Annotated in this window: 25 protein-coding genes; 13 read left to right on the top strand and 12 right to left on the bottom strand. The window is 39.1% G+C overall.

Annotated elements, in window-relative coordinates; all coding sequences use genetic code 11:
- Position 1: 1 nt before the first annotated feature.
- Genes recO through panB form a run of 3 tightly spaced genes read left to right on the top strand, consistent with a single transcriptional unit; the run spans position 2 to position 2,461 of the window.
- Entirely contained in the window at positions 2 to 733 is a 732-nt protein-coding gene (gene recO / locus MF1_RS04120; protein WP_161510526.1) for a DNA repair protein RecO, read from the top strand.
- Between the two features lie 42 nt (positions 734 to 775).
- Complete coding sequence (gene panC / locus MF1_RS04115; protein WP_174235351.1) at positions 776 to 1,630, top strand: pantoate--beta-alanine ligase; 855 nt, start codon at positions 776 to 778, stop codon at positions 1,628 to 1,630.
- A 3-nt stretch (positions 1,631 to 1,633) separates the two neighbouring features.
- A complete protein-coding gene (panB, locus tag MF1_RS04110) occupies positions 1,634 to 2,461 on the top strand; it encodes a 3-methyl-2-oxobutanoate hydroxymethyltransferase (RefSeq protein WP_161510524.1) in 828 nt (275 codons plus the stop codon).
- A gap of 1,355 nt (positions 2,462 to 3,816) precedes the next feature.
- Here the strand turns inward: panB and MF1_RS04105 are convergent.
- The gene (locus tag MF1_RS04105; RefSeq protein ID WP_161510523.1) at positions 3,817 to 4,437 is read right to left on the bottom strand and encodes a YfbR-like 5'-deoxynucleotidase; all 621 of its coding nucleotides are present in this window, start codon (positions 4,435 to 4,437) and stop codon (positions 3,817 to 3,819) included.
- A complete protein-coding gene (gene ygfZ, locus MF1_RS04100) occupies positions 4,437 to 5,303 on the bottom strand; it encodes a CAF17-like 4Fe-4S cluster assembly/insertion protein YgfZ (RefSeq protein WP_161510522.1) in 867 nt (288 codons plus the stop codon). Before ygfZ ends, MF1_RS04105 begins: the two co-directional genes overlap by 1 nt.
- Before the next feature lie 64 nt (positions 5,304 to 5,367).
- Between ygfZ and MF1_RS04095 the strand changes: the two genes are divergently transcribed.
- Positions 5,368 to 6,696 (top strand): dihydroorotase, encoded by a 1,329-nt coding sequence (locus tag MF1_RS04095; protein ID WP_161510521.1) that lies wholly within the window; start codon positions 5,368 to 5,370, stop codon positions 6,694 to 6,696.
- Between the two features lie 220 nt (positions 6,697 to 6,916).
- Here MF1_RS04095 and MF1_RS04090 read toward each other — a convergent pair whose 3' ends face one another.
- The gene (locus tag MF1_RS04090) at positions 6,917 to 7,282 is read right to left on the bottom strand and encodes a TIGR02301 family protein (RefSeq protein WP_014923932.1); all 366 of its coding nucleotides are present in this window, start codon (positions 7,280 to 7,282) and stop codon (positions 6,917 to 6,919) included.
- 472 nt (positions 7,283 to 7,754) lie between these two features.
- Between MF1_RS04090 and cysS the strand changes: the two genes are divergently transcribed.
- From cysS to pssA, 5 genes are all read left to right on the top strand, one after another.
- Positions 7,755 to 9,263, top strand: a complete 1,509-nt coding sequence (gene cysS / locus MF1_RS04085) for a cysteine--tRNA ligase (RefSeq protein WP_042995347.1) — start codon at positions 7,755 to 7,757, stop codon at positions 9,261 to 9,263.
- A 43-nt stretch (positions 9,264 to 9,306) separates the two neighbouring features.
- Complete coding sequence (locus MF1_RS04080; RefSeq protein WP_014923934.1) at positions 9,307 to 9,978, top strand: DUF421 domain-containing protein; 672 nt, start codon at positions 9,307 to 9,309, stop codon at positions 9,976 to 9,978.
- Positions 9,979 to 10,093: 115 nt separating this feature from the next.
- Positions 10,094 to 11,977: an ABCB family ABC transporter ATP-binding protein/permease gene (locus MF1_RS04075; RefSeq protein ID WP_014923935.1), complete on the top strand. Its 1,884-nt coding sequence runs from the start codon at positions 10,094 to 10,096 to the stop codon at positions 11,975 to 11,977.
- A 121-nt stretch (positions 11,978 to 12,098) separates the two neighbouring features.
- On the top strand, positions 12,099 to 12,800 hold the full coding sequence (locus MF1_RS04070) for a phosphatidylserine decarboxylase (protein ID WP_014923936.1): 702 nt from the start codon (positions 12,099 to 12,101) through the stop codon (positions 12,798 to 12,800).
- Between the two features lie 8 nt (positions 12,801 to 12,808).
- Positions 12,809 to 13,648, top strand: a complete 840-nt coding sequence (gene pssA, locus MF1_RS04065) for a CDP-diacylglycerol--serine O-phosphatidyltransferase (RefSeq protein WP_011179229.1) — start codon at positions 12,809 to 12,811, stop codon at positions 13,646 to 13,648.
- Between the two features lie 72 nt (positions 13,649 to 13,720).
- Here the strand turns inward: pssA and MF1_RS04060 are convergent, their stop codons facing one another.
- From MF1_RS04060 to rpsF, 9 genes are all read right to left on the bottom strand, one after another.
- Positions 13,721 to 14,470, bottom strand: a complete 750-nt coding sequence (locus MF1_RS04060) for an SDR family NAD(P)-dependent oxidoreductase (RefSeq protein ID WP_161510520.1) — start codon at positions 14,468 to 14,470, stop codon at positions 13,721 to 13,723.
- Between the two features lie 3 nt (positions 14,471 to 14,473).
- Positions 14,474 to 15,964, bottom strand: coding sequence for an amidophosphoribosyltransferase (purF, locus tag MF1_RS04055; protein WP_014923937.1), 1,491 nt, complete (start codon positions 15,962 to 15,964; stop codon positions 14,474 to 14,476).
- Positions 15,965 to 16,054: 90 nt separating this feature from the next.
- Positions 16,055 to 16,624 (bottom strand): CvpA family protein, encoded by a 570-nt coding sequence (locus tag MF1_RS04050; RefSeq protein ID WP_161510519.1) that lies wholly within the window; start codon positions 16,622 to 16,624, stop codon positions 16,055 to 16,057.
- 124 nt (positions 16,625 to 16,748) lie between these two features.
- Positions 16,749 to 18,143 (bottom strand): DNA repair protein RadA, encoded by a 1,395-nt coding sequence (radA, locus tag MF1_RS04045; protein WP_011179233.1) that lies wholly within the window; start codon positions 18,141 to 18,143, stop codon positions 16,749 to 16,751.
- A 6-nt stretch (positions 18,144 to 18,149) separates the two neighbouring features.
- Positions 18,150 to 19,652: a replicative DNA helicase gene (locus MF1_RS04040; protein ID WP_042995350.1), complete on the bottom strand. Its 1,503-nt coding sequence runs from the start codon at positions 19,650 to 19,652 to the stop codon at positions 18,150 to 18,152.
- 653 nt (positions 19,653 to 20,305) lie between these two features.
- Entirely contained in the window at positions 20,306 to 20,887 is a 582-nt protein-coding gene (rplI, locus tag MF1_RS04035) for a 50S ribosomal protein L9 (protein ID WP_011179235.1), read from the bottom strand.
- A 24-nt stretch (positions 20,888 to 20,911) separates the two neighbouring features.
- Positions 20,912 to 21,892, bottom strand: coding sequence for a hypothetical protein (locus MF1_RS04030; protein WP_042995351.1), 981 nt, complete (start codon positions 21,890 to 21,892; stop codon positions 20,912 to 20,914).
- A gap of 153 nt (positions 21,893 to 22,045) precedes the next feature.
- Positions 22,046 to 22,294, bottom strand: coding sequence for a 30S ribosomal protein S18 (gene rpsR / locus MF1_RS04025; RefSeq protein ID WP_011179237.1), 249 nt, complete (start codon positions 22,292 to 22,294; stop codon positions 22,046 to 22,048).
- Positions 22,291 to 22,701, bottom strand: a complete 411-nt coding sequence (gene rpsF, locus MF1_RS04020) for a 30S ribosomal protein S6 (RefSeq protein ID WP_011179238.1) — start codon at positions 22,699 to 22,701, stop codon at positions 22,291 to 22,293. Before rpsF ends, rpsR begins: the two co-directional genes overlap by 4 nt.
- 351 nt (positions 22,702 to 23,052) lie before the next feature.
- On the opposite strand from rpsF, the gene MF1_RS04015 reads away from it, so the two are divergent.
- The 4 genes from MF1_RS04015 (at position 23,053) to MF1_RS04000 (ending at position 25,917) form a co-directional block, all read left to right on the top strand.
- The gene (locus MF1_RS04015) at positions 23,053 to 23,640 is read left to right on the top strand and encodes an undecaprenyl-diphosphatase (RefSeq protein ID WP_161510518.1); all 588 of its coding nucleotides are present in this window, start codon (positions 23,053 to 23,055) and stop codon (positions 23,638 to 23,640) included.
- 76 nt (positions 23,641 to 23,716) lie between these two features.
- Positions 23,717 to 24,661 (top strand): ACP S-malonyltransferase, encoded by a 945-nt coding sequence (gene fabD, locus MF1_RS04010; RefSeq protein WP_161510517.1) that lies wholly within the window; start codon positions 23,717 to 23,719, stop codon positions 24,659 to 24,661.
- A gap of 19 nt (positions 24,662 to 24,680) precedes the next feature.
- Positions 24,681 to 25,418, top strand: coding sequence for a 3-oxoacyl-[acyl-carrier-protein] reductase (gene fabG / locus MF1_RS04005; protein ID WP_014923945.1), 738 nt, complete (start codon positions 24,681 to 24,683; stop codon positions 25,416 to 25,418).
- 262 nt (positions 25,419 to 25,680) lie between these two features.
- The gene (locus MF1_RS04000) at positions 25,681 to 25,917 is read left to right on the top strand and encodes an acyl carrier protein (RefSeq protein ID WP_004860281.1); all 237 of its coding nucleotides are present in this window, start codon (positions 25,681 to 25,683) and stop codon (positions 25,915 to 25,917) included.
- The last annotated feature ends 5 nt before the right edge of the window (positions 25,918 to 25,922 follow it).

Raw genomic sequence — 25,922 nt, 5'->3', positions numbered from 1 at the left:
AATGAAATGGAAAGAACAAGCCGTTATTCTTGGTACACGCCAATATGGTGAAACCAGTATTATTCTTGAAGTTATGACGCGTCAGCATGGCCGTTATATGGGAATAGTAAAAGGAGGACATTCACGGCGTATGGCAGGTCTTCTTCAACCTGGGAATTTTGTAGAGGCTGAATGGTGGGCACGTTTAGACGAACATTTGGGACTTTTTCGGCTTGAAGCCCTTGATTTATATGCTGCACGATTAATTCTTTTACCCGAGGCACTTTATGCTTTGCAATTGATAGTTTTCCATTTGCGTCTTCTTCCGGAGCGTGATCCGTATCCCAGTTTATATGATATTTTACATCTTTTTATGCAGAATTTTGACGAGTCATTTGTAAACGCTGAATTGCTTGTACGTTTTGAAATGCGGCTTCTTGAAGAACTTGGTTTTGGCCTTGATTTGTCTCGTTGCGCTGCAACAGGCCGCCAGGAAAGACTTTTTTACGTGTCACCAAAATCAGGGCGTGCTGTATGCGAGGAAGCAGGGCGTCCTTGGAAAGAAAAGCTTTTAACTTTACCACAGTTTCTTGTGCGAAGAGCTATTCGTCCTGTTAATTTTAATGATATAATAAATGGTTTTATTTTAACAGGTTTTTTTTTAATGCGGCATGTTTGGGAGCCACGAGATATAAAGCAGCCATCGGTGCGTGTGAACTTGATACAATTATTTGAACGGCGATTTCGGATGTAAGCATTAGTTTGTTGATTTAAAAAAAATGAATAGAAAATGAAGATAAAAGTCTTAAAAACAATTGCTGAAGTCCGGCGGTATATTGCGGAAGAGCGACGCTTAGGATTTTCGATTGGTTTTGTCCCAACCATGGGAGCATTGCATGAGGGTCATCTTGCATTAGTATGGCGAGCAAGAGCAATATGTGATCGAATATTGGTTTCTATTTTTGTTAATCCAAAGCAATTTGGTCCTCATGAGGATTTTGATAAATATCCAAGAGATTTGATGGCCGATTGTGCTTTGTTGGAAAAAGCAGGTGTTGAATATGTTTTTGCACCTTCTGTAGAAGAAATGTGGCCACCGGGAAATGAGACAATTGTGAAGGTGGAAAAATTATCACGTATTTTGATAGGAAAATTACGTCCAGGGCATTTTTGTGGTGTGACTAGTGTTGTTGCTAAGCTTTTTAATATTGTTCAGCCGGATAAAGCTTTTTTTGGGGAAAAGGATTTTCAACAGATTTTGATTGTTCGTCGTATGGTTGAAGATTTAGCTTTTCCTATTGAAATTGTGGGAGTGCCTATTTTACGTGAAGCAGATGGTGTAGCGAGTTCTTCACGTAATCAGTTTTTAACACTAGAAGAGCGCAAAGCGGCAAAAATTATTCCTGAAAGTGGTAAAGCTGCTGAAAAGCTTTATCGCCAAGGGGAACGGTCAGTTGATAAATTATGCAAAATCGTTCGCAATATTTTACAACAAGAATCGCGCGCAATTATTGAAAAAATAGATTTACGGGATATGGAAACTTTATCTGTTGTTAAGGGAAAATTGAATAAACCTGCAGTTTTATTACTCACTGTCCGCTTTGGGAAAGTTATGCTTATTGATCAATATATATTGCAAGAGAAGGATTGAAAAATGAGTATCCATCAAACCATAAAGCGTATTACTGCTGCTGAAATACGATCAAGAAAAGGGCAAGAACCGATTGTTTCTCTAACGGCTTATCAGGCTTACAGTGCGCGGATTGCTGATCCTTATTGCGATTTTCTTTTGGTTGGTGATAGCGTTGGTATGGTTGTGCATGGCTTTGAGACAACGCTTCCAGTGAGTTTGGATATGATGATTTTGCATGGGCAGGCGGTTATGCGTGGGGCTAAGAAGGCATTGGTTATTATTGATATGCCTTTTGGTTCTTATGAAGAAAGTCCAGAACAGGCTTTTTCCAATGCGTCCCGTATTCTTGCGGAAACAGGGTGTGGTGCAGTGAAATTGGAAGGTGGTGTTTATATAGCGGAAACGATTGATTTTTTGTGTAAGCGCGGTATCCCAGTTATGGGGCATATTGGCCTTACACCACAGGCAGTAAATCGTTTTGGTGGTTTTAAGACGCAAGGGCGCAATGAAAGTAATTGGCAACAGATCGAAGCTGATGCAGCAGCAATTGAAGAGGCAGGTGCCTTTGCTGTTGTTGTGGAAGGGGTTGTAGAACCATTAGCAGTAAGACTTACAGAGATGCTTTCTATTCCTACCATTGGCATTGGTGCATCTAGTCAGTGTGATGGGCAGATATTGGTGATGGAAGATATGTTAGGTTATGGTACTTGGGTTCCTAAATTTGTACGTCGTTATGGTGCTCTCGAACAGGAGATGGAGAAGGCGATCAAGAGCTATGCGGATGATGTTAAATCACGTGCTTTTCCATCTGAAGCAGAAATTTATAAGCTCAAAAAAAAGTCAGGTTAAGGAGAAAGTTCTGTCAGAAAGTGTTTTTTATTGGAAGGTTAATATCAACGGATTACCTCTTCGTGTGCATTTTTCTCGGATCTAGATTCTGCGTATCTGTATTAAGATTTGAGAGGAAAGGCTGGGGGTGGTAACGTTCTATTTGTAAAGAACAGGAATGTTACCGCGGAGAAGTCTGGCATCAAGTGCCAAAAGATTGGCAAAAGATCTGCGGTTTATTGAAAATAAGTTTCTGACATTTGCGTGAAGACTGGAAATCTTATACGTTTTTTTATTGAAAACGTTCATGTTATTTTTTAAATGGGAGGTAATATAGTGAGAGCTTCCTCTTTCTTTCAGGCAAGTGGTAGAGCATTTCATTGATGAATGTTGTGAATCCTGATGCAAGAAAGGCGGCACACAGCAGGCATCTGGTTTTGGAGGCGTTTTCCAAGGATATGGGCTATGATGGTGAAGCTGTGAGGATCGATATTTGTTCGGTTTTATTCCTATGCTGGAAGCTATAGGTTGTGCAGTAGGTTATAGAGCAAGCAGGTCAGCGTGAGAGCGAAGTGTTGGCAAAAAGCAAGCCAGGATTTGACTGCAGAGTCATGTTGTGATGGATGCTTTGAGCAAAGCTTTACGTTTTCTTCTTAACGACAGGGAGTTGGTATGCACTTATCCAAACAGCTGGGCTTGTTGAAGAAGAGGAAAATACACAAGTTATTGCTGAGAATGGTTATATTCAAAGCACAAAGAGAACGGGTGCGGAAGCAGAATTTGCATCCCTTTTCTTCTTTCTTATCTAACACAGAAAAATAGCACATAACGATGGTGAACATTTTTACAAAGAACGCCACCTTATAGAAGACTTTTTCAATAATTTAAATATTTCAGACGTATTTCATTCGTAATGAGATAAAAAGCTTTATCTTTTATGGGATTGCTGATCTCTGCTTGAATCGTTGTCTTTGGCTTAGAGGGTGAGGTATATAGAACCTCGTTTGATTTATTACTTTTATAGAATGCATAGAATAGCCAATGGGATTATAACGTTTCTATGATGTTTTGGATGGCTGTATTGTGTAAGAGTGTTTGAGTTCAGTAGTGTTTTGCGCAATTTATGGCACGGATTCTTATAAGGACAAAGATTCTTTTTATAGGTTAGCTGTAAAGAATTATTTTATAAGGAGAGCAACGATCTAATATACGCAAGTGTGTTTTTTGAACATTATTGTCTATAAAGGTGAGATAAGGTTTTGCTAAAGTTATAGAGTATTATGATATCCTTTTATATACATAAAAGGAATGGGATTATGGGGTTGAGATATGTGAAGTGTTTCAGTTGTGAAAAAACTCAATGATCAAAAAGGATATTAATGTAATTTCTCAACATCAAGATCATTAAAACGTATTAAAAAGGCGTTTTCAATTTTCTGTGGGGAGCATGGTTGCAAATTGAGACCGTCGGGGGAGATATTGTGTGGGTGACCAAAATAGTGAAAGGCTTCTTCTGTCTTAAATCCGGCAAGAGTAACAGCCTCGTGGAATGCAGCAATGCGGTCAGCTTGTTTGATTTTTTTTAAGAGCTTTTGAGAAGGATCAATGGGTAGCGAAAAGCGCATGTGGATAGCATCTTGAATACGTTTTTCGATGAGCTCATATCGTTTTCCTATGACAGCTTTAAAGGGTGAAATCATATCACCGATGACATATTCTGGTGCATCATGAAGAAGAGCACAAAGGCGTTCATTGCTCTGCGATTGCGGAAAAAGTTTCTGAAATATTTGTTCTACCAAAAGTGAATGCTGTGCAACAGAATACGCATACTCTCCTTGTGTTTGACCGTTCCAACGTGCGACGCGAGCCAGTCCATGGGCAATATCTTCGATTTCGACATCAAAAGGAGAAGGATTTAAGAGATCTAGTCGCCGGCCAGACAGCATTCTTTGCCACGCACGAGCTTCTCCATTTTGTGATAATTCAGCTTTAGCCATTAGTCAGTTTCCAAAGTTTTTTCAGGAAAGGTAAAATTCATATTTTCAGCAATACTTATTGTGACGGGGGTATTTTCTACTGTAAATGTGATATTGTTGTTCATAGCATCTTTAACATGGTCAATACGCATTAAAGCTAAAGCTTCGTTTGCAGCACATGTTCCCAAGTGACCAAGCACTTTGGTACCTGCTTCGACGGTGGACTTTGAGGTTAATTCATGCTGGCTTTTAACGATCAAAACGCGGCGACGCGCTGTATGTCGATGGTGCATTCGTGAAACGATTTCTTGTCCGATATAACAACCTTTGTTGAAGGATAGTCCACTGATTTGATCATAATTAATGTCATGGGGAAAGATTTTCCCTATCTCATAGTCTTGACCGCTTTCTGCAATTGTATAACGGATACGCAATCGGTTCCAATTCTTATTATAATCTGGGGCAGAAAAAGGTATTTCCCCATAGGTTCGTACTATTTTTTCTTTTTGTGGAAATCGCTTATCAATGAAACTTGAATCAAAATTGAAGTTATTTGATTCATTATTCCAAGAAATTGTAACAAGTTCTTGGAATGGTTGTGAAATTTCTACTTTTTTACGCAATTTATAGAAGAGTAAGCGTTTGTAGAAAATATCAGCTAAAGAGGCAACAATATCAATCAGATAATCATCATCTCTTTTGCCGATAAGAAAATCAGCAAGAACTTTTCCTTGTGGGGATAAGAGAGCTCCAGGGAAAATTTCTTGTGGGGCGATTTTTGTCACATCTGTTGTGATAAGGGATTGCAGAAAATCTGTTGCTTCTTCACCCGTAACTTTAATAACCTTACGTTTTTTAAAGCAAATGGCATTTTGTTTTTCAATCATGGTTCTTGCCTTTCTGCTCAAAGTTACATAATCGATAAACGAGAGGATATTTAGGAGTACGGCTATGTTTAAAACATTTGATACAATTTTAAAAGGTGCAACACTTGTGAATCATGATGGAAGCAACAAGCGTGATGTTGGTATCACGAGTGGCCGTATTGCTGAAATTGGCGATCTTACATGTGCGTCTGCTGGTGAGGTGATTGATTGTACAGGGCTTCATATTTTGCCTGGTATTATCGATAGTCAAGTTCATTTTCGCGAGCCAGGCAATGAACATAAGGAGGATTTGGAAAGTGGTTCTCGTTCTGCGGTTTTAGGAGGGGTTACCACAGTTTTTGAAATGCCTAATACCAATCCATTAACTACATCGGAAGAAGCATTGACCGATAAAGTTAAACGCGGATTTCATCGGATGCATTGTGATTTTGCATTTTGGGTTGGAGGAACCCGTGAAAACGCACATGAATTGGCTGAGTTAGAAAGACTTCCTGGTGCTGCTGGAATTAAAGTATTCATGGGCTCTTCTACAGGTGATCTTTTGGTGGATGATGATGAAAGTGTGCGTCTTATTTTAAAGAATACACGCCGTCGTGCAGCTTTTCATTCTGAAGATGAGGCAAGGCTTAGAGAGCGTAAAATGTTGCGTATTGAAGGGGATGTATCATCACATCCTGTTTGGCGTGATGAGGTTACGGCATTAAAATGTACACAACGTTTGGTTAAAATTGCGCATGAAACAAAGTCCTGTATCCATGTGTTACATCTTTCTACAGCAGAGGAAATTAATTTTCTAAAAAATCATAAGGATCTAGCAACGATTGAAGTTACTCAACATCATTTGACTTTAACTGCTGATGATTATCAGAAATTTGGCACATTGATTCAGATGAATCCTCCTATCCGTGAGAGTCGTCATCGTGAATCTCTTTGGTATGGTGTTCAGCAGGGTATTGTTGATGTTTTGGGTTCTGATCATGCGCCTCATACGCTTGAAGAAAAGTTTCAAGCTTATCCTTTTTCGCCTTCAGGGATGACAGGTGTGCAAACTACAGCAGCAATTATGTTAACACATGTAAATGCAGGAAAGATATCTCTTGAACGTTTTGTTGATCTCACTTCGCATGGTCCTAGTCGCATTTTTGGCATAAGTTGTAAAGGGCGTCTTGCTGTTGGATATGATGCTGACTTGACCATTGTTGATCTTAAACGGGAAGAGATTATAACAAATGCATTGATTGGTTCGCGCGCGGGTTGGACACCTTATGATGGTAAAAAGGTTAAAGGTTGGCCTGTCGGGACTATTGTCCGTGGTATGCGCGTTATGTGGGAAGGTGAAATTGTTACACCTTCACAGGGTGAGCCTGTTAAATTTACGGAAATTTTAGCTTGATTAGATTAAAATTGATGGGATCTGGATGTTTTGTGCGTACAAAAGGTATTTATGATGATTTTATCATACATAACTAAAAGCATTTTGAGGATTTCTTTTTTTAGAAACTGAAGCGATCATTTATATTCAGATTTGGCTTATCAAACCTGTTCGTTTTTGAGATTATTGTTATGAATATAGCACAAATTAATGGTTTAGTGGTTTTATATAAGGTTAATTGTTAGGGATGCATGAGAAGGCTTTCGGATAAGGCTCTTCCTTCTTTAATGTATCTTTGATTTGCTTCAAGTGCTGATTGTGTACAATGATGGTAATTTTCTGAAAAAGCACGGTAAGCTTCATTAAATGCTTCGTAAAAATAAGCGCGTCTTTGTGGAGATGGTTTTTCTGCCTCAATCAATGTGGTCATGTAGTCATACCATTGGTTTGTCGGGGTGTTACAAAGATTTTGTAGAGAGTGCAGGGACCCCAAAATTTCTGCTAATCGGTACAATTTTTTATCATAAGGTGAAAATTGTTGCGCAAAAGTTAGTGTTGAAGTTAAAAAAAATATTAAAATAGTGATTTTTATCAATGTATTATGCATTATTTTATTTTTCCATTTTAATAAATTTTATACAGTAATAATTGCGGGTAAAATCGCTTTGTCATTGGGCATATATTGAAGGATGTGACAAAAATGGTTTGTACATCATTAACAACAGCGGGACATATTATAAAATAATCTAGGGCATGAGAGACAGTAAGGAAACAGTTATGGGAATATTGAAAATTTTCATGAAGCTTCGTGTAGTTAAAAAACTCAGATTTTCTGCATGGATTTTATTTTTTGCATAAATTTACGTTTGTTTTTACTACATTAAGAAAGTGCTTTTGCTCAATCAAATGAAAATGGGATTGTTTTTGTGATGGATGATGGATAGAGCGTAAAAATGGAGCAGTTATGTGAATTTACATAGGATAAGAAGTTTTAATCTAAATCCATATAACGCGATGATCTTTGGTAAAGATTCACTTAAAGAGAGCGGCGGGTCATATCGCTAACGGAGTATAATGAATTGAGAAAGCTGCGATTTTATAATACGCTTACACGTAAAAAAGAAAATTTCACACCGATAGATGCTACTAAAGTACGTCTTTATGTTTGTGGTCCGACGATTTACGATTATGCCCACATAGGGAACGCGCGCTCTGTGATTGTTTTTGACGTTTTATTTCGCTTATTGCGTTATGTCTATGGCAATGAGCATGTTATATATGTGCGTAATATTACAGATGTGGATGATAAGATTAATGCACGAGCAGCTTGCGAGCATCCAGAGCTAGCACTTAACGATGCTATTCGCCAATTGACAGACCGTACATATTCTCAATTTCAGCAAGACACAATGGCACTTGGTTGTTTATTGCCAACCAGTCAACCGCGCGCAACCGATCATTTAGAGGAGATGCGCTCTTTGATTGAAAAATTACTTGAAAAGGGGCACGCTTATAAAGTGCAAAATCATGTCTTATTTTCTGTAAGGAGTATAAGAAATCATCCCCATTATGGGGCATTTGCAAAACGCTCCTTAGATGAAATGAGAGCGGGGGCGCGTGTCGATGTTGCAGCTTATAAGAGGGAGGAAATGGATTTTGTTTTATGGAAGCCCTCTGCTGTTGGGGAACCAGGTTGGGCATCGCCTGCAGGAATTCCTGTTTTAGGTCGTCCGGGTTGGCATATCGAATGTTCTGCAATGTCGATGGCAAAATTATTAGCTCCCTATGGTGGTGGTTTAACGTGTGATGATCCGACAGCGAATGTTTTTGATATCCATGGTGGTGGTATTGATTTGATTTTTCCTCATCATGAAAATGAGATTGCACAAAGTTGTTCAGCTTTTGGGACTGAGCGAATGGCTAATCTTTGGATGCATAACGGTTTTTTGCAGGTTGAAGGCAAGAAGATGTCTAAAAGTCTTGGCAATTTCATCACTATTCGTTCTATTTTAGAGAGTGATTTTTTTGAGTTCAATGGTGTTTTAACAGATGAAATGAAGCAAAACTGGGCTGGTTTATCTGCGCGTTTTTCGATGTTACAAACGCATTATCGTGAACCGTTAAATTGGACCGCTCAGCGTTTAGTACAATCCAGTAGTGAACTGTATCGTTGGTATGAATTGCTTTGCTTTGAAAGGGAGGAGATGGAGAATAACGAAGCCCTTGATGACTCTGTGATAGACGCATTAAGTGATGATCTTAATACTCCTAAAGCGCTTACTCTTTTACGAAAATTTTATAAGGCAGGGAATGCTACCGCTCTTGCAAATGGGATGAATTTATTTGGGCTACTGCGACAAGAGTGGGTTCAAGAAGTGGAATGTCCATTGTTTATGAGAAAAATTTCCCTTAATTCAAAATTTATTGATCAGCGTATTGCCGAAAGACTACGACTTATCCATAATAAAGAGTGGGCAGCTGCGGATACAATTCGTGATGAGCTTGCAGCCAAGGGGGTTATTTTAAAAGACGGCAAAGACCCACAGACTGGTGAGCGTATAACTATGTGGGAAATGAGGCGGTTATAATTTTCATCCTTCCAGCAGCTCCCATAAAAACAGGGAGAATTTGATGGAATTTTTATCTTATTACGGATATGTCGCACTTAAATTGGTTGTAGGCCTTATAGCCTTTCTCTTGATTTTAAGAACTACGGGTCGTGGTAGTCTCAGTCAAATGACACCGGTTGATCTGGTAAGCAATTTTGTGATGGGAAGTATCATTGGAGGCGTTATTTATAATCCAAATGTTAGCAGCATTCAATTGTTGCTTGTTTTACTCATTTGGCAAAGCTTGATCGCATGTCTTAATCTTTTAGCACGCTATTCAATCTTTTTTCGCCGTCTTATTGCAGGGCGAAGTATCGCATTGGTTTTAGATGGTGTATTTCAGATAGATCAGATTAAAAACTTAGGCATCAACGTAAATGATTTGATTACAATGTTGCGTGTTAAGGGCTGTAATTTAAATGAAGCCGCTTTTGTTCGTTTGGAAACCAATGGTGATTGTACTGTTATTAAAAAGGAAGAGGGTAAAAAATCTACCATTTTAGTACAAAATGGCGAAATTCTTGATGATGGTCTTAAAGAGATTGATAAATCAAAGAAATGGCTTCAAGCAGAATTGAGAAAAAGGCATGTAAAGGTTGAGGATTTATTTGCAGCAGAATGGTATGAGAATACAGACCAAAATAATAAATTTCATGGTAGATTATTTCTTGTCCCTTTTTCAAAAACGGTCTAACTTCAAACATTAATACGTGTAGCTTACTGGAAATGTAGAGACATGACCTGTGAATGATAACAGGGAAAAGGGGTTAGAGTAACTGTTGAGTAGATGATAGAGAAGTAAGGGATTTATGAAACGGAATGAAATGATAAAAACCGTGTCATCAGATACCGGTAAAATTCTGCACACACTTTATAATTTATGGCCTTATATGTGGCCGACAGATCGGCGCGATCTGAAAATGCATGTTGTATGGGCGATATTTTATCTTGTTTTGGCTAAGCTTATTCTCATCTCTGTACCTTATTTTTTTAAATATGCTACGGATACGCTTGATGTGAGCTTTAAATTACCTACATGGGCCCCATCCAGTTGGGTTATTCCCATTATGTTCGTTTTAGTCTACAATATTGCACGTATTGTTCAAGCTGCATTAAACCAGTTACGGGATTCCCTTTTTGCAACCGTTGGTCAGCACGCTATTCGTCAGTTAGCTTATAAGACCTTTGTACATATTCATGGATTGTCTTTGCGATTTCATTTGGAAAGACGAACGGGTGGGCTTTCTCGCGTGATTGAGCGTGGTACGAAGGGGATTGAATCTATCGTTAGATTTTCAATTCTTAATACAGTACCAACGATTTTGGAATTTGTGTTGACGGCACTGGTATTTTACATAAGCTATGAGTGGTATTATTTTCTCATAGTTGTTGTAATGGTTGGTTTATATACCTGGTTCACGCTAAAAATGAGTGATTGGCGCATTGGTATTCGGCAAAAAATGAATACAGCGGATACTGAGGCCAATACACGAGCTATTGATTCTCTTTTAAATTTTGAAACGGTCAAATATTTTGGCAATGAAACTCTGGAAGCTCATCGATTTGATTCTTCAATGGCAGGTTATGAAAAAGCTGCGACGAAGATTTGGACATCGTTAAGCTGGCTTAATTTTGGTCAGGCTCTTATTTTTGGTATTGGAATGACGATCCTGATGTTGATGTCAGCTTACGAAGTTTTTCATGAAACGCAGACTTTAGGGGACTTCGTTTTTATTAATGCGCTTTTAATACAGCTTTCCATTCCATTGAATTTTATTGGTTCAGTTTATCGCGAAGTTCGACAAGGCTTAACCGATATTGAAGCTATGTTTGATCTTTTAGATGTTCAGCAGGAAATCGTTGATAAATTAGATGCCAAACCATTAGTGGTAAATGGTGGTAGCATTCGATTTAATCAGGTAAAATTTTCCTATGATCCAACTCGCCAGATTCTCAAAGATATTGATTTTGAAGTTCCCGGAGGTAAAACAGTTGCAATTGTTGGTCCATCAGGCGCTGGTAAATCGACCATTTCTCGATTACTTTTTCGATTTTACGATGTTGATGCAGGATCTATCACAATTGATGGACAGGACATCCGTAATGTGACGCAAAAAAGTTTGCGTGAAGCTATCGGTATGGTACCGCAGGACACAGTGTTATTTAATGATACGATTGCATATAATATTTGCTACGGACGTCCAGGTGCGACAAATGAAGAGATGCGCCAAGCTGCTGAAATGGCACAGATATCGAAATTTATTGAGATGCTTCCGGAAGGTTTTCAGTCTATGGTAGGTGAACGTGGACTTAAGCTATCAGGGGGTGAAAAACAGCGTGTGGCTATTGCACGGACACTGTTAAAAGCTCCCCCACTTCTTATTCTCGATGAAGCAACTGCGGCTCTTGATACGGCGACGGAACAAGAAATTCAACAAGCATTGGACATTGTAAGCCGTGGGCGTACAACATTGATAATTGCTCACCGTCTTTCTACTGTTATCAATGCAGATGAAATTTTAGTTCTCAAAAATGGACGTATTATTGAAAATGGGACGCATGCAGAGCTTTTGCGTAAAAAAGGTTTCTATGCTTCAATGTGGAATAAGCAGCTTGAAGCATCGCAAACAGAAGAAAAATTACGTAAAATGTGTGAAGAAGATGAGTTGGGTGTTGTTAATCGTAAGAAATAAGCTGCGTGAAATAATCTTTAACTTTATATGGAGTGATTGATTAAGTATAGAGAAGAAAGGGGAGAGCAGAACAAAAAGATTTAGTACGTCGTTTAGATCATATCTATAAATAGGAAATTATATGAGTATTCTACAATCTGTCCATAATAGCTTTACGCCGATCCATAAAGAGGGCTATCCTTTTATTATAGCGTTTTTTGTTCTTTCGCTCATTTTTGGTTGGGTATGGAGTCCGTTGTTTTGGTGTGGTCTTGTTCTTACGGTTTGGTGTATATATTTCTTCCGCGATCCAAATCGTGTGATTCCTGTGAATTCAAATTGGATTATCTCTCCTGCCGATGGGCGTATCTCATTCGTTGAACCATGTATTCCGCCTGAAGAGTTAGGGTTGGGTAATGAAGAAATGATCCGTATTTCCGTATTTATGGATATTTTTTCATGCCATATCAACCGTATTCCTATAAGTGGTAAAGTGGAATCTATTGTGTATCGTCCAGGTCAATTTGCCAATGCTGAGCTTGATAAGGCCAGTCAGTTTAATGAGCGAAATGGAATGGTAATTGACAGCAAACATGGTAAAATTGGTGTCGTACAGATAGCGGGAGCAATTGCTCGTCGGATTGTTTGTTGGTCAAAAGAAAATGATTCTGTTATTATTGGACAACGCTTTGGGTTGATTCGTTTTGGTTCTCGTCTTGATATTTATATACCAACTGAAGTGAAATTACGTGTTGCGGTTGGTCAGACAGCAATTGCGGGAGAAACAGTTTTAGGTTCTTTTGACGATAAGAGTAGTGCTACAATTGACTTCAGATTCGATTAGGGAAAACAATGAAAAATTTTTCACTATTTTCTTCATTTAATCCTGAAGGGCAGCATGATGATGTTGCAAATCGGTGGCGGTCGCCTACACCAATGCGTTATATCGTTCCCAATATCATTACTATTTTGGCGATTTGCGCAGGGATGAGCAGTATTCGTTTGGCTTTTGAGCATCGCTATGAGGCTGCTATTTTAATGGTGCTTTTAGCAGCAACCCTAGATGGGGCTGATGGCCGCGTTGCCCGTTTGATGGATGGGAGTTCATCTTTTGGGGCGCAGATGGATTCTCTTGCTGATGTTGTTAATTTTGGTGTTGCTCCTGCGCTTATTGTTTATTCCTTTGTTTTAAATCAAGCGTACCAAGTTGGTTGGATCGCAGCACTTGTCTATTGTGTTGCTTGTTGTTTGCGTTTAGCGCGTTTTAATGTGATGTTGGATAACGTAGATATACCAAAATGGCAGGGCAGTTATTTTATTGGTGTTCCTGCACCAGCAGGAGCGTTATTGCTTTTATTGCCTATGTATTTAGGAGCTCTTGGTTTGGTCCCAAGTTGGAGCTGGGCATTATTTTTTAGCCTTTATACTGTGATTATTGCTTTTCTTTTGGTCAGTCGTTTACCAGTCTGGAATGCAAAAACAATTGATCAGAATTTGAGGCGTGATCTCGTTGTACCGTGCATGCTGGGCATTGTTATTTATGTAGGTTTTTTGGCAACTTACACATGGCACACTTTATTGATCACAGCTGTTGGTTATATGATTTTTCTCCCCTGTAGTTTTGTGGCTTATAATAAACGGGCTGCTTTGGAAGAAAAAAAGATCAATGTTAAAATTATCTCAAAATCGTAGAGCTTGATACTTTGTTTTTGGAAAACAAAGTAGAAAGCAATTTATTCAGGCTGATCATTTTTATGTTTATGATCAATCAGGCACATGATAATCCATAAACCGATTTTTACGCACATTAAAGAGCTTGCCTGTCTCCTTTAAATCAGGTGATAATAAATGGACTATCTTTTCTGCAACTTCTTGTGCTGACGGAAGAGTTTGAGGATCTTCATCAGGCATAGCTTGTGCACGCATGGCAGTGCGTGTTGCACCGGGGTCAACACAATTAATCTTTATAGGGGTTTGCTTTAGTTCTTCTGCCCAACAGCGAGCAATCATTTCTAAAGCAGCTTTAGAGGCGGCGTAAGCTCCCCAGAAAGCACGCGCAACATGGGCAACGCTTGAGGATAAAAGAATCGCTCGTCCAGCATCAGATTTACGCAATAAGGGATCAATGGCTTTTATTAAACGCCATTGGCTTATGAGATTTATTTGAAAAACATCTTCAAATACTCTGTTTTCTATATGAGCTATTGGTGAAAGCGTTCCAAGGATTGCTGCATTTGCAACCATAATATCAAGTTTTTCCCAACGCTTAGCAATTGAAACACTAAGAGCATCAATGTTTTCCATATGATATAAGTCGAGTGGAATGAGTGTTGCAGACGCACCTTTTTCTCGGATTTTGTTGTCAAGTTCAGTGAGTCCACTCATCGTTCGTGCAAGGGCAATAATATGAGCATCGCGCGCTGCGAGCTCTAATGCTAAATGATAGCCAATTCCTCTTGAAGCACCGATAACAAGTGCAACACGACCAAAAAGACTAAAATCAACCTTTGTCATCAATTAATCTCTTGTTTTTAGGACAGAGAGTTGATGAATTTGGGGGATACTTTCTTGATCAACCAGATGTGTAGGATAATGTCCGGTAAAATAATGGTCAGTAAATTGTGGATCAGCGTTATTTCGTTTTTCGCCGGCCACAGCAAGGTATAGACCATCTGTTGAAAGAAATTCTAATGAGTCAGCTCCAACAAAATTGCACATGGATTTTAAATCTGGATATTGATTAGCCAAAAGGCTTTCAATGTTAGGTGTATCAATGCCATAAAAATCTGGATAGAAAATCATAGGGCTAGAAATGCGCATGTGAACTTCTTTTGCTCCTGCATCCCGGAGCATTCGCACAATTTTGACGGATGTTGTTCCACGTACAATGGAGTCATCAACCAGAATAACGCGTTTTCCTTCGATGACAGGACGGTTTGCAGAGTGCTTCAATTTAACGCCAAAAGCACGAATTTGCTGTGTTGGTTCGATAAAAGTGCGTCCAACGTAATGATTACGAATGATACCAAGTTCAAAGGGGATTCCAATTTCTTGTGCATAGCCAATTGCGGCAGGTGTTCCTCCATCAGGAACGGGAACCACAACATCACCCTCACAGGGTGCTTCTTGTGCTAAATAGGTCCCCATATTTTTACGTGTCATGTAAACATTCCGACCTCCAACGATTGAATCAGGGCGCGCAAAATAGACATATTCAAAAAGGCACAGTTTTTCTGGTTTCTCACTCTCTGGTTTTATAATTTTTTTAGTGATTTCCCCATTTTTTTGTATCTCACATATGATGATTTCTCCATTTTTGACGTCACGAACATATTTTGCTCCAATAATATCAAGTGCACAGGTTTCGGAACAAAAAATTGGTTTACCATCAAGTTCACCTATCACCAAAGGTCGAATACCTGTTGGATCGCGTGCGGCAATGAGCTTGGTGCGTGTTAGCGCTAACATAGCATATCCACCTTGGACTTGCCGAATAGCATCAACAAAGCGATCAGATGATGATTCATAACGTGAACGAGCAATCAGATGAAGAAAAACTTCTGAATCTGATGTTGATTGGCAAATAGCGCCGGACGCAATGAGTTCCCGGCGTAATGTAAGACCGTTGGTAAGATTGCCATTATGGGCAATAGCAATACCTCCAGCTTTTAATTCAGCAAAAAGAGGTTGCACATTGCGTAATACTGTTTCTCCAGTTGTTGAATAACGGGTATGTCCAATAGCGCGATTTCCTGGTAAACGCGCAAGTGTTGCGGGGTTTGTATAGTGATCTCCAACAAGACCTAGATGCTTTTCTTGATGAAACATTTTGTTATGATAGGAAACAATTCCAGCTGCTTCTTGCCCACGATGCTGAAGTGCATGGAGCCCAAGAGCTGTTAAAGTCGCGGCATCTTCATGGCCTAGAATACCAAAAACTCCACATTCTTCATGAAGAGTATCGCCATCCAATGAAAATTCTTGAAAGGGAATGTCCATTTTTGTCATTGTATTCTTTCGGTCATGATGTGAGAAATGGTTAGGATCATACGCTAATATTATCTGAATCTTTTCCTTAATGACAAACTATTTTCCGTTTTATCGGGATATATTTTCATGAGAATGCTTATCATTTGTTATTGCATCATCTCTTTTAAAGAACTGTTCTGCCTTTTCGAGGACAATGTCGAGATTTTTAGGCAATATGTCCCAAACTTTTTGGCTTAGTGAATTGAGGAAAGGCCTAGTTTTTGCATTTTTTAGCCAGTCAGATTGTTGTTCAGGTTTAATAAGCGCATTAATGAGTAACATGCTAATGACCGTGATTAATAAGCCACGCAGTGCTCCAAAGATAAAACCGATAGTACGGTCAACTATACCAATTCGACTATCAATAATAAAATCAGATATTTTCACAGTAATGATGGAAGTAGTAATCAGAAAAATAATAAAAATCACAATCAATGTGGCGATTAATGCAACCATTTTGTTAGAGATATATTGCTCAAAGAAAGGCAATATGGGTTTAAATGAAAACAGTGTGGCAACAGTTGCAATTGCCCAAGAAATCAACGACAATACTTCACGTGAAAATCCTCGGAGCATAGCAAGAAAGGCAGAAAACAGGATGACTGCTACGACAATTCCATCAAGAACTGTTATGATCATTTGTTTATTCCTTATATATAAAATTCCGTTCTGTTTAAATAGCATACAAGTGCGTTTCTGGTTATGCCATTTTTTATTCTTATAGCAAGGGTCTTTTCCATTTTATAGAGTTTTTTCTGTATTATCATAGATGTGGCACAGGTCGTTTTTTACCTGCGGCAATAGCAGCAACTAACTCAGGAAGGTTTGAGAATGTTTTTTGTTGAAAGGTTGAGGATTTTATCATTTTAGTTGTTGTGGTGGGTTGAACAGATCCTTGAAAGCCAAGTTTTTGGGCTTCATTGATGCGCTGTCCTGAATGAGCAACAGCACGGATAGCCCCTGAAAGACTTATTTCACCAAAATATACATGATCAATTGGGAGAGGAATGTTCGTGAGAGAGGATACCAAAGCTGCTGCAACAGCTAAATCAGCTGCTGGTTCTGAAATGCGATAGCCGCCTGCAACATTAAGATAGACATCATGTTGTCCAAAGCGAACACCACAATGGGCTTCTAAGACAGCGAGAATCATTGAAAGGCGATTACTATCCCATCCAACAACGGCACGTCGTGGTGTCCCAAGCGAAGAGAGAGCAACAAGTGCTTGAATTTCTACTAATATCGGGCGGGTTCCTTCCATTCCTGCAAAAACAGCAGCTCCTGGTGTTTTTTCATTCCGTTCACCCAAAAAAAGTTCAGATGGATTGATCACTTCCCGTAATCCTTTATCAGACATTTCGAAAACACCAATTTCATCAGTTGGTCCGAAGCGATTTTTTACAGATCTAAGGATTCGATAATGGTGGGTCCCTTCACCCTCAAAATAGAAAACACCATCAACCATGTGTTCGACAACCCGAGGACCGGCCATTTGTCCCTCTTTTGTAACATGGCCGACAAGAACAACAGCTGCTCCCGTTTTTTTAGCAAAACGGATCATTGCTTGCACACTGATGCGCACTTGTGTGACAGTGCCCGGCGCTGAATCTGCTGCATCTGACCATAGGGTCTGAATAGAATCGATAATAACCATATCAAGGTTTTTATGTTCGCTTAAGGTTGCAAGAATATCTTCAACATTGGTTTCAGCAGCGAGTTTAACCTCTGTATTCGCAGTCCTAAGCCTTTGTGCACGGAGGCAGATTTGTGCAATAGCTTCTTCACCTGAAACATAGATGACGTGGTGCCCTTTGCGCGATAAGGCGGCTGCTGTTTGTGTCAGCAATGTTGATTTTCCAATACCTGGATCGCCACCAACAAGTAGTGCTGATCCACGCACAAAGCCTCCGCCGGTGACACGATCAAGCTCCGCAATGCCAGAATGGATACGTGGAGCATCTTCAAGATTTCCAGAAAGAGACGTAAGAGCGACAATACGCCCCCTACGGGCATTTTGTATAGGACCAGTGCCGATACCACTAGTCGTATTTTCTTCGATAAGAGAATTCCATTCTCCACAGGAATTACATTTCCCCATCCAACGTGAATGAATAGTACCACAATTTTGGCAGACAAATTGAACACGGATACGTGCCATGATAACTTAACCATATTGTTCTGGAAGATACTGACTGTCTGCCAGATCGCTAAAGCGTGTGAAGTCAGATTGGAAGGCAAGATGAATAGTCCCTGTCGGTCCATGCCGTTGCTTTGCTATAATAATTTCAGCTTTCCCCATAATTTTATCCATTTCATCTTGCCACTTCATATGTTCAGGAGTGCCTTCTTTAGGTTGTTCATTTTTGAAATAATACTCTTCACGATATACAAAAAGAACGATGTCAGCATCTTGCTCAATGGAACCAGATTCTCGTAAATCTGAGAGTTGTGGACGTTTATCTGTTCGGTTCTCAACTTGACGTGAAAGTTGTGAAAGAGCGATAATTGGAATATTCAATTCTTTCGCTAAAGCTTTGAGTCCCATAGTGATTTCTGTAATTTCCTGAACACGATTTTCAGATGAGCGCTTTGAATTGCTTGTCATTAATTGGATATAGTCAATAATCAAAACATCCAAACCATGTTGTCGCTTGAGACGCCGTGCACGTGCTGCTAATTGCGCGATTGATATCCCACCAGTTTGATCAATGTAGAGTGGCGCTTTTTGTAGGCCATTCATTGCACGGATGATTTTTAAAAATTGCTCGTCTGAAATATTTCCACGCCGGATATCAGAAGAAGAAAGTTCTATTTGTTCAGAAATAATACGCGTTGCAAGCTGTTCTGACGACATTTCAAGCGAAAAGAATCCAACAATGCCTCCTTCATGTTCGGACGATGAATCCTTTATTTTTGCATCACGCTTGCAAGCATTGGCGATATTAAAGGCTATATTGGTAGCAAGCGAGGTTTTCCCCATACCAGGACGCCCAGCGAGGATAATTAAGTCAGAGGGTTGTAGTCCCCCCATTTTTTCATCAAGTGTTTTAATGTGAGTAGCTATCCCTGATAAGCGTGAAGAGCGCTTTTTGGCAGCAGTTGCCATATCAACAGCTTTTTTGATGGCTTCATCGAAATTTTCAAATCCCTTTCCATATTTCCCCTTTTCTGCCAGTTCAAACAACTTCTGTTCAACAGTTTCAATTTGTTGCGCTGGTGTAACCTCGATAGGAGCATCAAAGGCTGTATTGACAACTTGGTTACCAAGATTAATCAAGGACCGTCGGATAAAAAAATCATAGATGACTTGTCCATAATCTTTAGCATTAATGATTGTCACTGCTTCTTTGGCTAATCGAATAACATAATTGAATACGGTAATATCTCCAATTTTTTCTTCAGCTGGAATAAAGGGCTTGATGATAACCGGATTTGCAAGTTTTCCTTTTTCGATAAGGCGAGACAAAACGTCGTAGATTTTTTGATGCAAGGGTTCAAAAAAATGTTCTGGTTTTAGAAAATCCGAAACGCAATCGAGCGCATCATTGTTAATAAGAAGTGCTCCAAGCAATGCTTGTTCAGCTTCAATATTATGTGGGAGTTGTCTAAAGGAAGGAATATCTTCTTTTTGTGAAGAGCTAAAATTGACAACGCTTGTTTCTTCCATAACGATTTTTTCCACTAAAGTTTTGTGTTTAGTTACCTTAGACAATAAGTTGAATGTTGTACATTAAAAGAATATGATTAAAAATCTTTGTTTTAGGTTAAAATCACACTTTCAATTTTTAAAAGTACATTTCAATCGCTTACTTATCAATCCGTGTATATGTATAACTTGTATGGAACGTATTCCTTTATTTTTTATAATATAAAAATTTTAGAAAGTATGTAATTTTCAAGGTTGCATTTTCAGTGTTCTCAAAAAGTGGTACATTGTGTTGCGAGTAATTTTGACGTAAGCTGGTCTAAAAATTTTAATATCGGTGTTAGTAAGATTACTTTTCGTCCTGATCAGAATTATTTTGAATGATATGAAGGTATAAGAAATTTACTCTTCGTATAAGATTCATCTTTTTGAGATGCGATCTCAAACGGCTTTTGTTTTGGTGAAACAACATATGAGATATTCCCCACCACTTTATTGATAGTTTTTTGGGTCTTTTGATGCTTTCACACAATACATCAAAGGCTGATTCTTCCATAAGAATTCAATGTTTAGGTTGTGGTTATAATAAAATACTCAGCTTCAAAAGCTGAGTATTTTATGGCATCATATTAAACGGCAAAAAATAAAAAATGCACGACAGAGAAAAATGGCAATTAAGCTTGTTCGTTGATGCTGTTTGCATCGTTATCATTCATTTCTTCTTGATTTTCTGCTAATGGCTTTTCCTGAATATCATAGATTGCTTCAGCTGAGGTAAGCGTTTCACCTTCTGCTTGGCGTTGTGCTTCACTGGCCGAACGTGCAACGTTAATAACCACAGAAATTTGAACTTCAGGGTGTAGACTAAGAGTGATGAGATAGAGGCCGATCGTTTTTATTGGATGATTAAGTTCAATCTGATTGCGTCCAATAGAAAAGCCTGCACTTGTTATGATTTCAGAAATATCACGTGTAGATACAGATCCGTAAAGTTGTCCTGTTTCTCCGGCTGAACGAACGACAATAAAAGATTTACCATCAAGTTTTTCAGCAATTTTTTGTGCTTCGCTTTTTCGTTCAAGATTACGCGCTTTAAGCTGCGCACGCTGTTTTTCAAAATGTTTTTTATTAGCGTCATTAGCACGTAAAGCTTTGCCTTGAGGCAAGAGAAAGTTACGTGCATAACCATCTTTAACTGAGACAATATCCCCCATTTGACCAAGGCGAGGGATGCGCTCAAGTAGAATAATATCCATAGTTTTTCCTTTCGAATAAATAAATTAGTGAAGTTTGTTGCGTGACTGAAAGTTGTATTGAATAGCTGCCCAAATACCCATTAGAAGCATCATAAAAGAAATAGGTGGAGCAAAAACGACGGTTAAAATGGCAATATAAACAATAGAGAGTATAATGATCCGACCGTTTATCCCTTTTGTAATATTGTGGAGATACGCTAGACCACTGATTGATATGACGACGGTATACGCAGTGCTAAAGACACGCGCGCTCAAATTAAGAGTAAAGCCTAACTCAATCATAGATACTATGCAAACAACAATGAAGATAACAATCCCAGAAATTGGAAGGCGGAGAGTTTGGCTCCAATCATCACGGGGTCTTTTCAGCCACTTCATATGCTGTGCTGTTATCATTGAAAAATAAAGATTACCAATGAGAAAAATCAGACTATAAACAGTTAGAGCAATAGCTGTCAAAGTTGCTGCATGCGTCATTAACAGTTCGCTAAAAGCGGCTATATCAGTTTCCTTTAGTGACTGTGATTGTTGCGTAGCTTGTACTATGTTTTCGGTGATTTTTTTCGCAATGAGAGGTGTTGATGGATGCATTTCAATATAGAGGCCAGTCAAGCTTGATATAAGAGCGATAAAGTTGGTTAAATGAAAAATAACTGATGATAATGGATACCATATCAGCGAATTTTCCTTTTGCGCTGGTCGTGCAAGCCCAAGAAGCCAAGAAGCATAGACAGCAGGAAGAAAAAATAATGACATAAAGCCAAAAGCAATATAAACATTTGTGACTATGATGAGAACAATAGTAGCACTTATTAAGGCAGCAAGGCTGGCTAATGTTCCTCGACCGAATGCAACAATGAAAATTGGGAGCGAAAGAAAGCAACCAAGAAGGAGAGAAAAATAGGGTGCGATATTCGCAACGCTGATAATTGCCATTCCTATCACAACAGCAAAAAGCCCTGCCAAAATACCGGTCATTATCTGATAAGTATGAAAATTTTTCATTTATTGCTGTCCTGCTTTCTGCAGTTAGGAGTGTTGTAATGCTCCAACTTTGGTATTTTATCTATCTTCGTATAGTAGGCAAGTTAAGTGTGTTGCTGACCCATATGAGAAAAGCGGCTGGAGAAAATCCCCAGCTGCAAAGTGCATCTGATATTATTTTATAACGTATGGAAGCAAACCAAGAAAACGAGCACGCTTGATAGCATTAGCCAATTCACGCTGTCTTTTCTGACTAACAGCTGTAATCCGTGAAGGAACAATTTTCCCACGTTCTGAAATATAACGCTGTAACAATTTAATGTCTTTATAATCAATCTTTGGAGCATTGGCACCTGAAAACGGACATGTTTTGCGACGGCGATGAAAAGGACGACGGGTTACAGTTTGATTAATCTCACTCATAATTCTACTCCTTCTATGACATCTTCACGTTGACGACGTGAGGAGCGAGAACGCTCTTCATCTAGGCCAATGTGACCATTACGATCAAGGCGCGAGAACATGGCAGACTTTTCTTTTTCGTGTTTTTCTACACGAACAGTCATATAACGCAAAATGTCTTCATTGATGTGCATTTGACGTTCAACTTCAGCGATTGCTGTGGCTGGTGCATCAATATTGATCAGGACATAATATGCTTTACGGTTTTTACGAATACGATAAGCGAGGGGACGAAGACCCCAGTTTTCTACACGCCCAACTTTTCCACCATGCGCCTCAATGACACTTTTGTAGAGACTCAAAAGTTCATCAACTTGCTGCGGTGCGATATCTTGTCGGGCAAGAAATATATGTTCATAAAGAGCCATTGTTTTGCCTTTCTTCAATTAAACTTTCCCGGTTTTAGCGCAAAGCCTCTGCGACTTGTCTTTTTTGGAGATCCAAAGAAGAAAGGACGCGTTTACAATTCGAGACATTCGAGAGCGGAGACACAGGAGATCGGAAATATTACACTTCCTACTGGTTACTTTTCAGCCCTCCGTTCAACCTCCAGCCAAAGTGCCGGTAACAAACGCTTGACATTTACAGCTTATCTTTAAAAATAGCAAGTTTATGCTCATAAAAAATGTGATTTATTGAAGCTTGATATGTTATTTATACATTTTGCTCTTCTATCAAAGAAATGATGCTGTACAACTATAAAACTGAAGGAAAGAAGAATGGATTTTTTAAACCAGATTGATGTTGCACTTTTTGAAATGTTTGTTGGCAATCATCAATCATGGTCGGTTTTAGTTTTGTTTAGTATTTTTTGTGCAAAGTTTTTGATTTATATAATTCCTATACATCTTTGGGTTTTATGGTTTTGTGGCGGAGATAGGGAGCGACGCGTCGGACTAAGCATTTGTGTGAGCATTTGTGCGTCTCTTTTTATAGGTTATCTCATTTCTCTTATTTATTTTCATCCACGCCCATTTGTTGTGGGTTTGACGACACCGCTGATTAAGCACCGCGCAACAGCATCTTTTCCTAGTAATCATGCCTTAACTTTTGCCTCTTATATGGCGTGTCTTTATTTTTACCGATACAAAATTGCTTCTCAGTTTGCAGCGATATTTTTATGCTTGATCTGTTGGGGGCGTGTCTTTGTTGGTGTACATTACCCTTTTGATGTTTTGGCTGGTACAGTTTTAGGAAGTCTCATAAGTTGGGGTATTGTTCAGTTTATAGTACCGTATTTCCCTCAATTTTTATATCAAATTCCGCCATTAAAATATAACTTTAAGAGAGATATCTATTCTAAATAAGTTACTTTGTCTTGATTTGTGCTTATGAATAAGATCAAAAGAAAATAATTTAATTGCGCAATTTAGGAGTCGATTGATGGTGGCAGCTTTTACTTTTCCAGGGCAGGGGAGTCAGCTTATTGGTATGGGCAAAGCGCTTACAAAGCAATTTGTTGCAGCGCGGATGGTTTTTGAGGAGGTGGATGATGCTTTAGGTGAGAAATTATCAGATATCATTTTTGAAGGGCCAGCAGATGTTTTAACGTTAACAGCAAATGCGCAACCCGCATTGATGGCTGTGTCCATAGCAGTTATTCGTGTGATGGAACAATTAGGGCTTAATATAGAAACAAAGGTAAAATTTGTTGCAGGCCATTCTTTAGGCGAATATTCAGCTCTTTGTGCTGTTGGTACATTTAGTCTTACTGATACGGCAAGGCTTTTGCGAATTCGTGGAAATGCTATGCAGGCTGCTGTTGCTATTGGTGAAGGCTCTATGGCAGCACTTATTGGTTTGGATGAGAAAGATGTGGAAAAGATTTGCCAAACTGTTTCTGGGGAAGGAATCTGCCAAATTGCTAATGATAATGGTGGTGGACAAATTGTGATTTCAGGTAAAACAAAAGCGGTTGAAAAAGCGATAGAGATTGCGTCAAAAAAAGGTGCTAAACATGCACTTCTTCTTCCAGTTTCTGCGCCTTTTCATTCAGACTTAATGCAACCTGCTGCTGTTGCCATGAAGAATGCACTTTTGACTGTTAACAAAACCGCTCCAATTGTTCCTCTTGTTGCCAATGTTTCTGTTACACCAGAGAGCGATCCAGAGCGTATTGTTGCGCTTCTTGTCCATCAAGTGACCGGGAGAGTGCGATGGCGTGAGACGATAGAGTGGATTGGTGCTAATGGGGTTGATATGCTTTTTGAAGTTGGTTCTGGGAAGGTATTAACCGGTTTAGCGCGTCGTATTAATAAAGATATAAAGGGATTAACAGTTGGGACAGCAGAGGAAATAGAAGCAGCACTAAAGGTGCTTGGTGTTTAATCTGTAAGGAGTCTGGAAAATGTTTAAATTAATAGGTCGTAAAGCTCTTGTGACGGGAGCAACGGGAGAAATTGGTGAGGCAATTGCGCGTTGTTTCCATGCCCAAGGAGCAATTGTTGGGCTCCATGGAACGCGTGAAGACAAGCTTAAAGAAGTGGCTGCAGATCTAGGACGAGATGTTTTTGTGTTTCCTGCTAATCTTTCTGAGCGTGAGTCCATTAAGCAATTGGCTGAAGCAGCAGAAAGAGAAATGGGAGGTGTTGATATCCTGGTTAACAATGCTGGAATCACCCGAGATGGTCTTTTTGTACGTATGCAGGATCAAGACTGGGATGATGTTTTAGCGATCAACCTAACAGCTGCTTCTACTTTGACGCGTGAATTAATACATTCTATGATGCGGCGTCGCTATGGAAGAATTATTAACATAACATCTGTTGTTGGTGTTGTTGGCAACCCTGGACAAACGAATTATTGTGCAGCAAAAGCCGGTTTGATAGGTTTTTCTAAAGCATTGGCGCAAGAAATTGCTTCACGAAATATCACTGTCAATTGTATTGCTCCAGGATTTATTAAGTCCGCAATGACTGACAAACTTAATGAAAAGCAAAAAGAAGCCATTATGGCTGTGATTCCAATGAAGCGTATGGGAATAGGGCGCGAAATAGCTTTTTCTGCTGTTTATTTAGCGAGCGATGAAGCGGCATATGTGACGGGTCAGACACTTCATATCAATGGCGGAATGGCAATGATTTGAATATTTGCTTTATTCTACATTGATTTATAAGTTGTGTTATTTTAGATAGGAACGATTAAAATAAAAAGATCCATCTATTTTCAACATGGTGTTGATCAATTTATGTCGGAATGTCAGATTGGTTCATTTTGTAAGGGATATCCACAGGATGTTTTTAAATTGCTGCTAAAATCTTTAGAGCGAAGCATCTATTGCTTGATTAGACGACCCGATATAGCTAACCAAATTATTAGGAAAATAATATAAATTCGAGGATTTCAACATGAGTGATACAGTAGAGCGCGTTAAGAAAATTATTGTGGAGCATCTTGGGGTTAATGCAGATAAGGTAGTAGAAAATGCAAGCTTTATCGATGATCTGGGAGCAGATAGCCTTGATACGGTTGAGCTCGTTATGGCTTTTGAAGAAGAATTTGGTGTAGAAATCCCAGATGAAGCCGCTGAAACGATTTTCACAGTTGGTGATGCAGTAAAGTTTATCGATAAAGCTTCTGCATGATACCT

The organism is Bartonella quintana, assembly GCF_009936175.1.
Classification (GTDB): Bacteria; Pseudomonadota; Alphaproteobacteria; order Rhizobiales; family Rhizobiaceae; genus Bartonella; species Bartonella quintana.
The sequence above is the reverse complement of the archived record's forward strand: the minus strand, read 5'-3'. Positions and strand labels throughout refer to the sequence as shown.

Coding starts and splice junctions, on each gene's coding strand:
- recO (WP_161510526.1), top strand. CDS start 2: ATGAAATGGAAAGAACAAGCCGTTATTCTTGGTACACGCCAATATGGT.
- panB (WP_161510524.1), top strand. CDS start 1,634: ATGAGTATCCATCAAACCATAAAGCGTATTACTGCTGCTGAAATACGA.
- MF1_RS04105 (WP_161510523.1), bottom strand. CDS start 4,437: ATGGCTAAAGCTGAATTATCACAAAATGGAGAAGCTCGTGCGTGGCAA.
- ygfZ (WP_161510522.1), bottom strand. CDS start 5,303: ATGATTGAAAAACAAAATGCCATTTGCTTTAAAAAACGTAAGGTTATT.
- MF1_RS04095 (WP_161510521.1), top strand. CDS start 5,368: ATGTTTAAAACATTTGATACAATTTTAAAAGGTGCAACACTTGTGAAT.
- MF1_RS04090 (WP_014923932.1), bottom strand. CDS start 7,282: ATGCATAATACATTGATAAAAATCACTATTTTAATATTTTTTTTAACT.
- MF1_RS04080 (WP_014923934.1), top strand. CDS start 9,307: ATGGAATTTTTATCTTATTACGGATATGTCGCACTTAAATTGGTTGTA.
- MF1_RS04075 (WP_014923935.1), top strand. CDS start 10,094: ATGAAACGGAATGAAATGATAAAAACCGTGTCATCAGATACCGGTAAA.
- MF1_RS04070 (WP_014923936.1), top strand. CDS start 12,099: ATGAGTATTCTACAATCTGTCCATAATAGCTTTACGCCGATCCATAAA.
- pssA (WP_011179229.1), top strand. CDS start 12,809: ATGAAAAATTTTTCACTATTTTCTTCATTTAATCCTGAAGGGCAGCAT.
- MF1_RS04060 (WP_161510520.1), bottom strand. CDS start 14,470: ATGACAAAGGTTGATTTTAGTCTTTTTGGTCGTGTTGCACTTGTTATC.
- purF (WP_014923937.1), bottom strand. CDS start 15,964: ATGACAAAAATGGACATTCCCTTTCAAGAATTTTCATTGGATGGCGAT.
- MF1_RS04050 (WP_161510519.1), bottom strand. CDS start 16,624: ATGATCATAACAGTTCTTGATGGAATTGTCGTAGCAGTCATCCTGTTT.
- radA (WP_011179233.1), bottom strand. CDS start 18,143: ATGGCACGTATCCGTGTTCAATTTGTCTGCCAAAATTGTGGTACTATT.
- MF1_RS04040 (WP_042995350.1), bottom strand. CDS start 19,652: ATGGAAGAAACAAGCGTTGTCAATTTTAGCTCTTCACAAAAAGAAGAT.
- rplI (WP_011179235.1), bottom strand. CDS start 20,887: ATGGATATTATTCTACTTGAGCGCATCCCTCGCCTTGGTCAAATGGGG.
- MF1_RS04030 (WP_042995351.1), bottom strand. CDS start 21,892: ATGAAAAATTTTCATACTTATCAGATAATGACCGGTATTTTGGCAGGG.
- rpsR (WP_011179237.1), bottom strand. CDS start 22,294: ATGAGTGAGATTAATCAAACTGTAACCCGTCGTCCTTTTCATCGCCGT.
- rpsF (WP_011179238.1), bottom strand. CDS start 22,701: ATGGCTCTTTATGAACATATATTTCTTGCCCGACAAGATATCGCACCG.
- MF1_RS04015 (WP_161510518.1), top strand. CDS start 23,053: ATGGATTTTTTAAACCAGATTGATGTTGCACTTTTTGAAATGTTTGTT.
- fabD (WP_161510517.1), top strand. CDS start 23,717: ATGGTGGCAGCTTTTACTTTTCCAGGGCAGGGGAGTCAGCTTATTGGT.
- fabG (WP_014923945.1), top strand. CDS start 24,681: ATGTTTAAATTAATAGGTCGTAAAGCTCTTGTGACGGGAGCAACGGGA.
- MF1_RS04000 (WP_004860281.1), top strand. CDS start 25,681: ATGAGTGATACAGTAGAGCGCGTTAAGAAAATTATTGTGGAGCATCTT.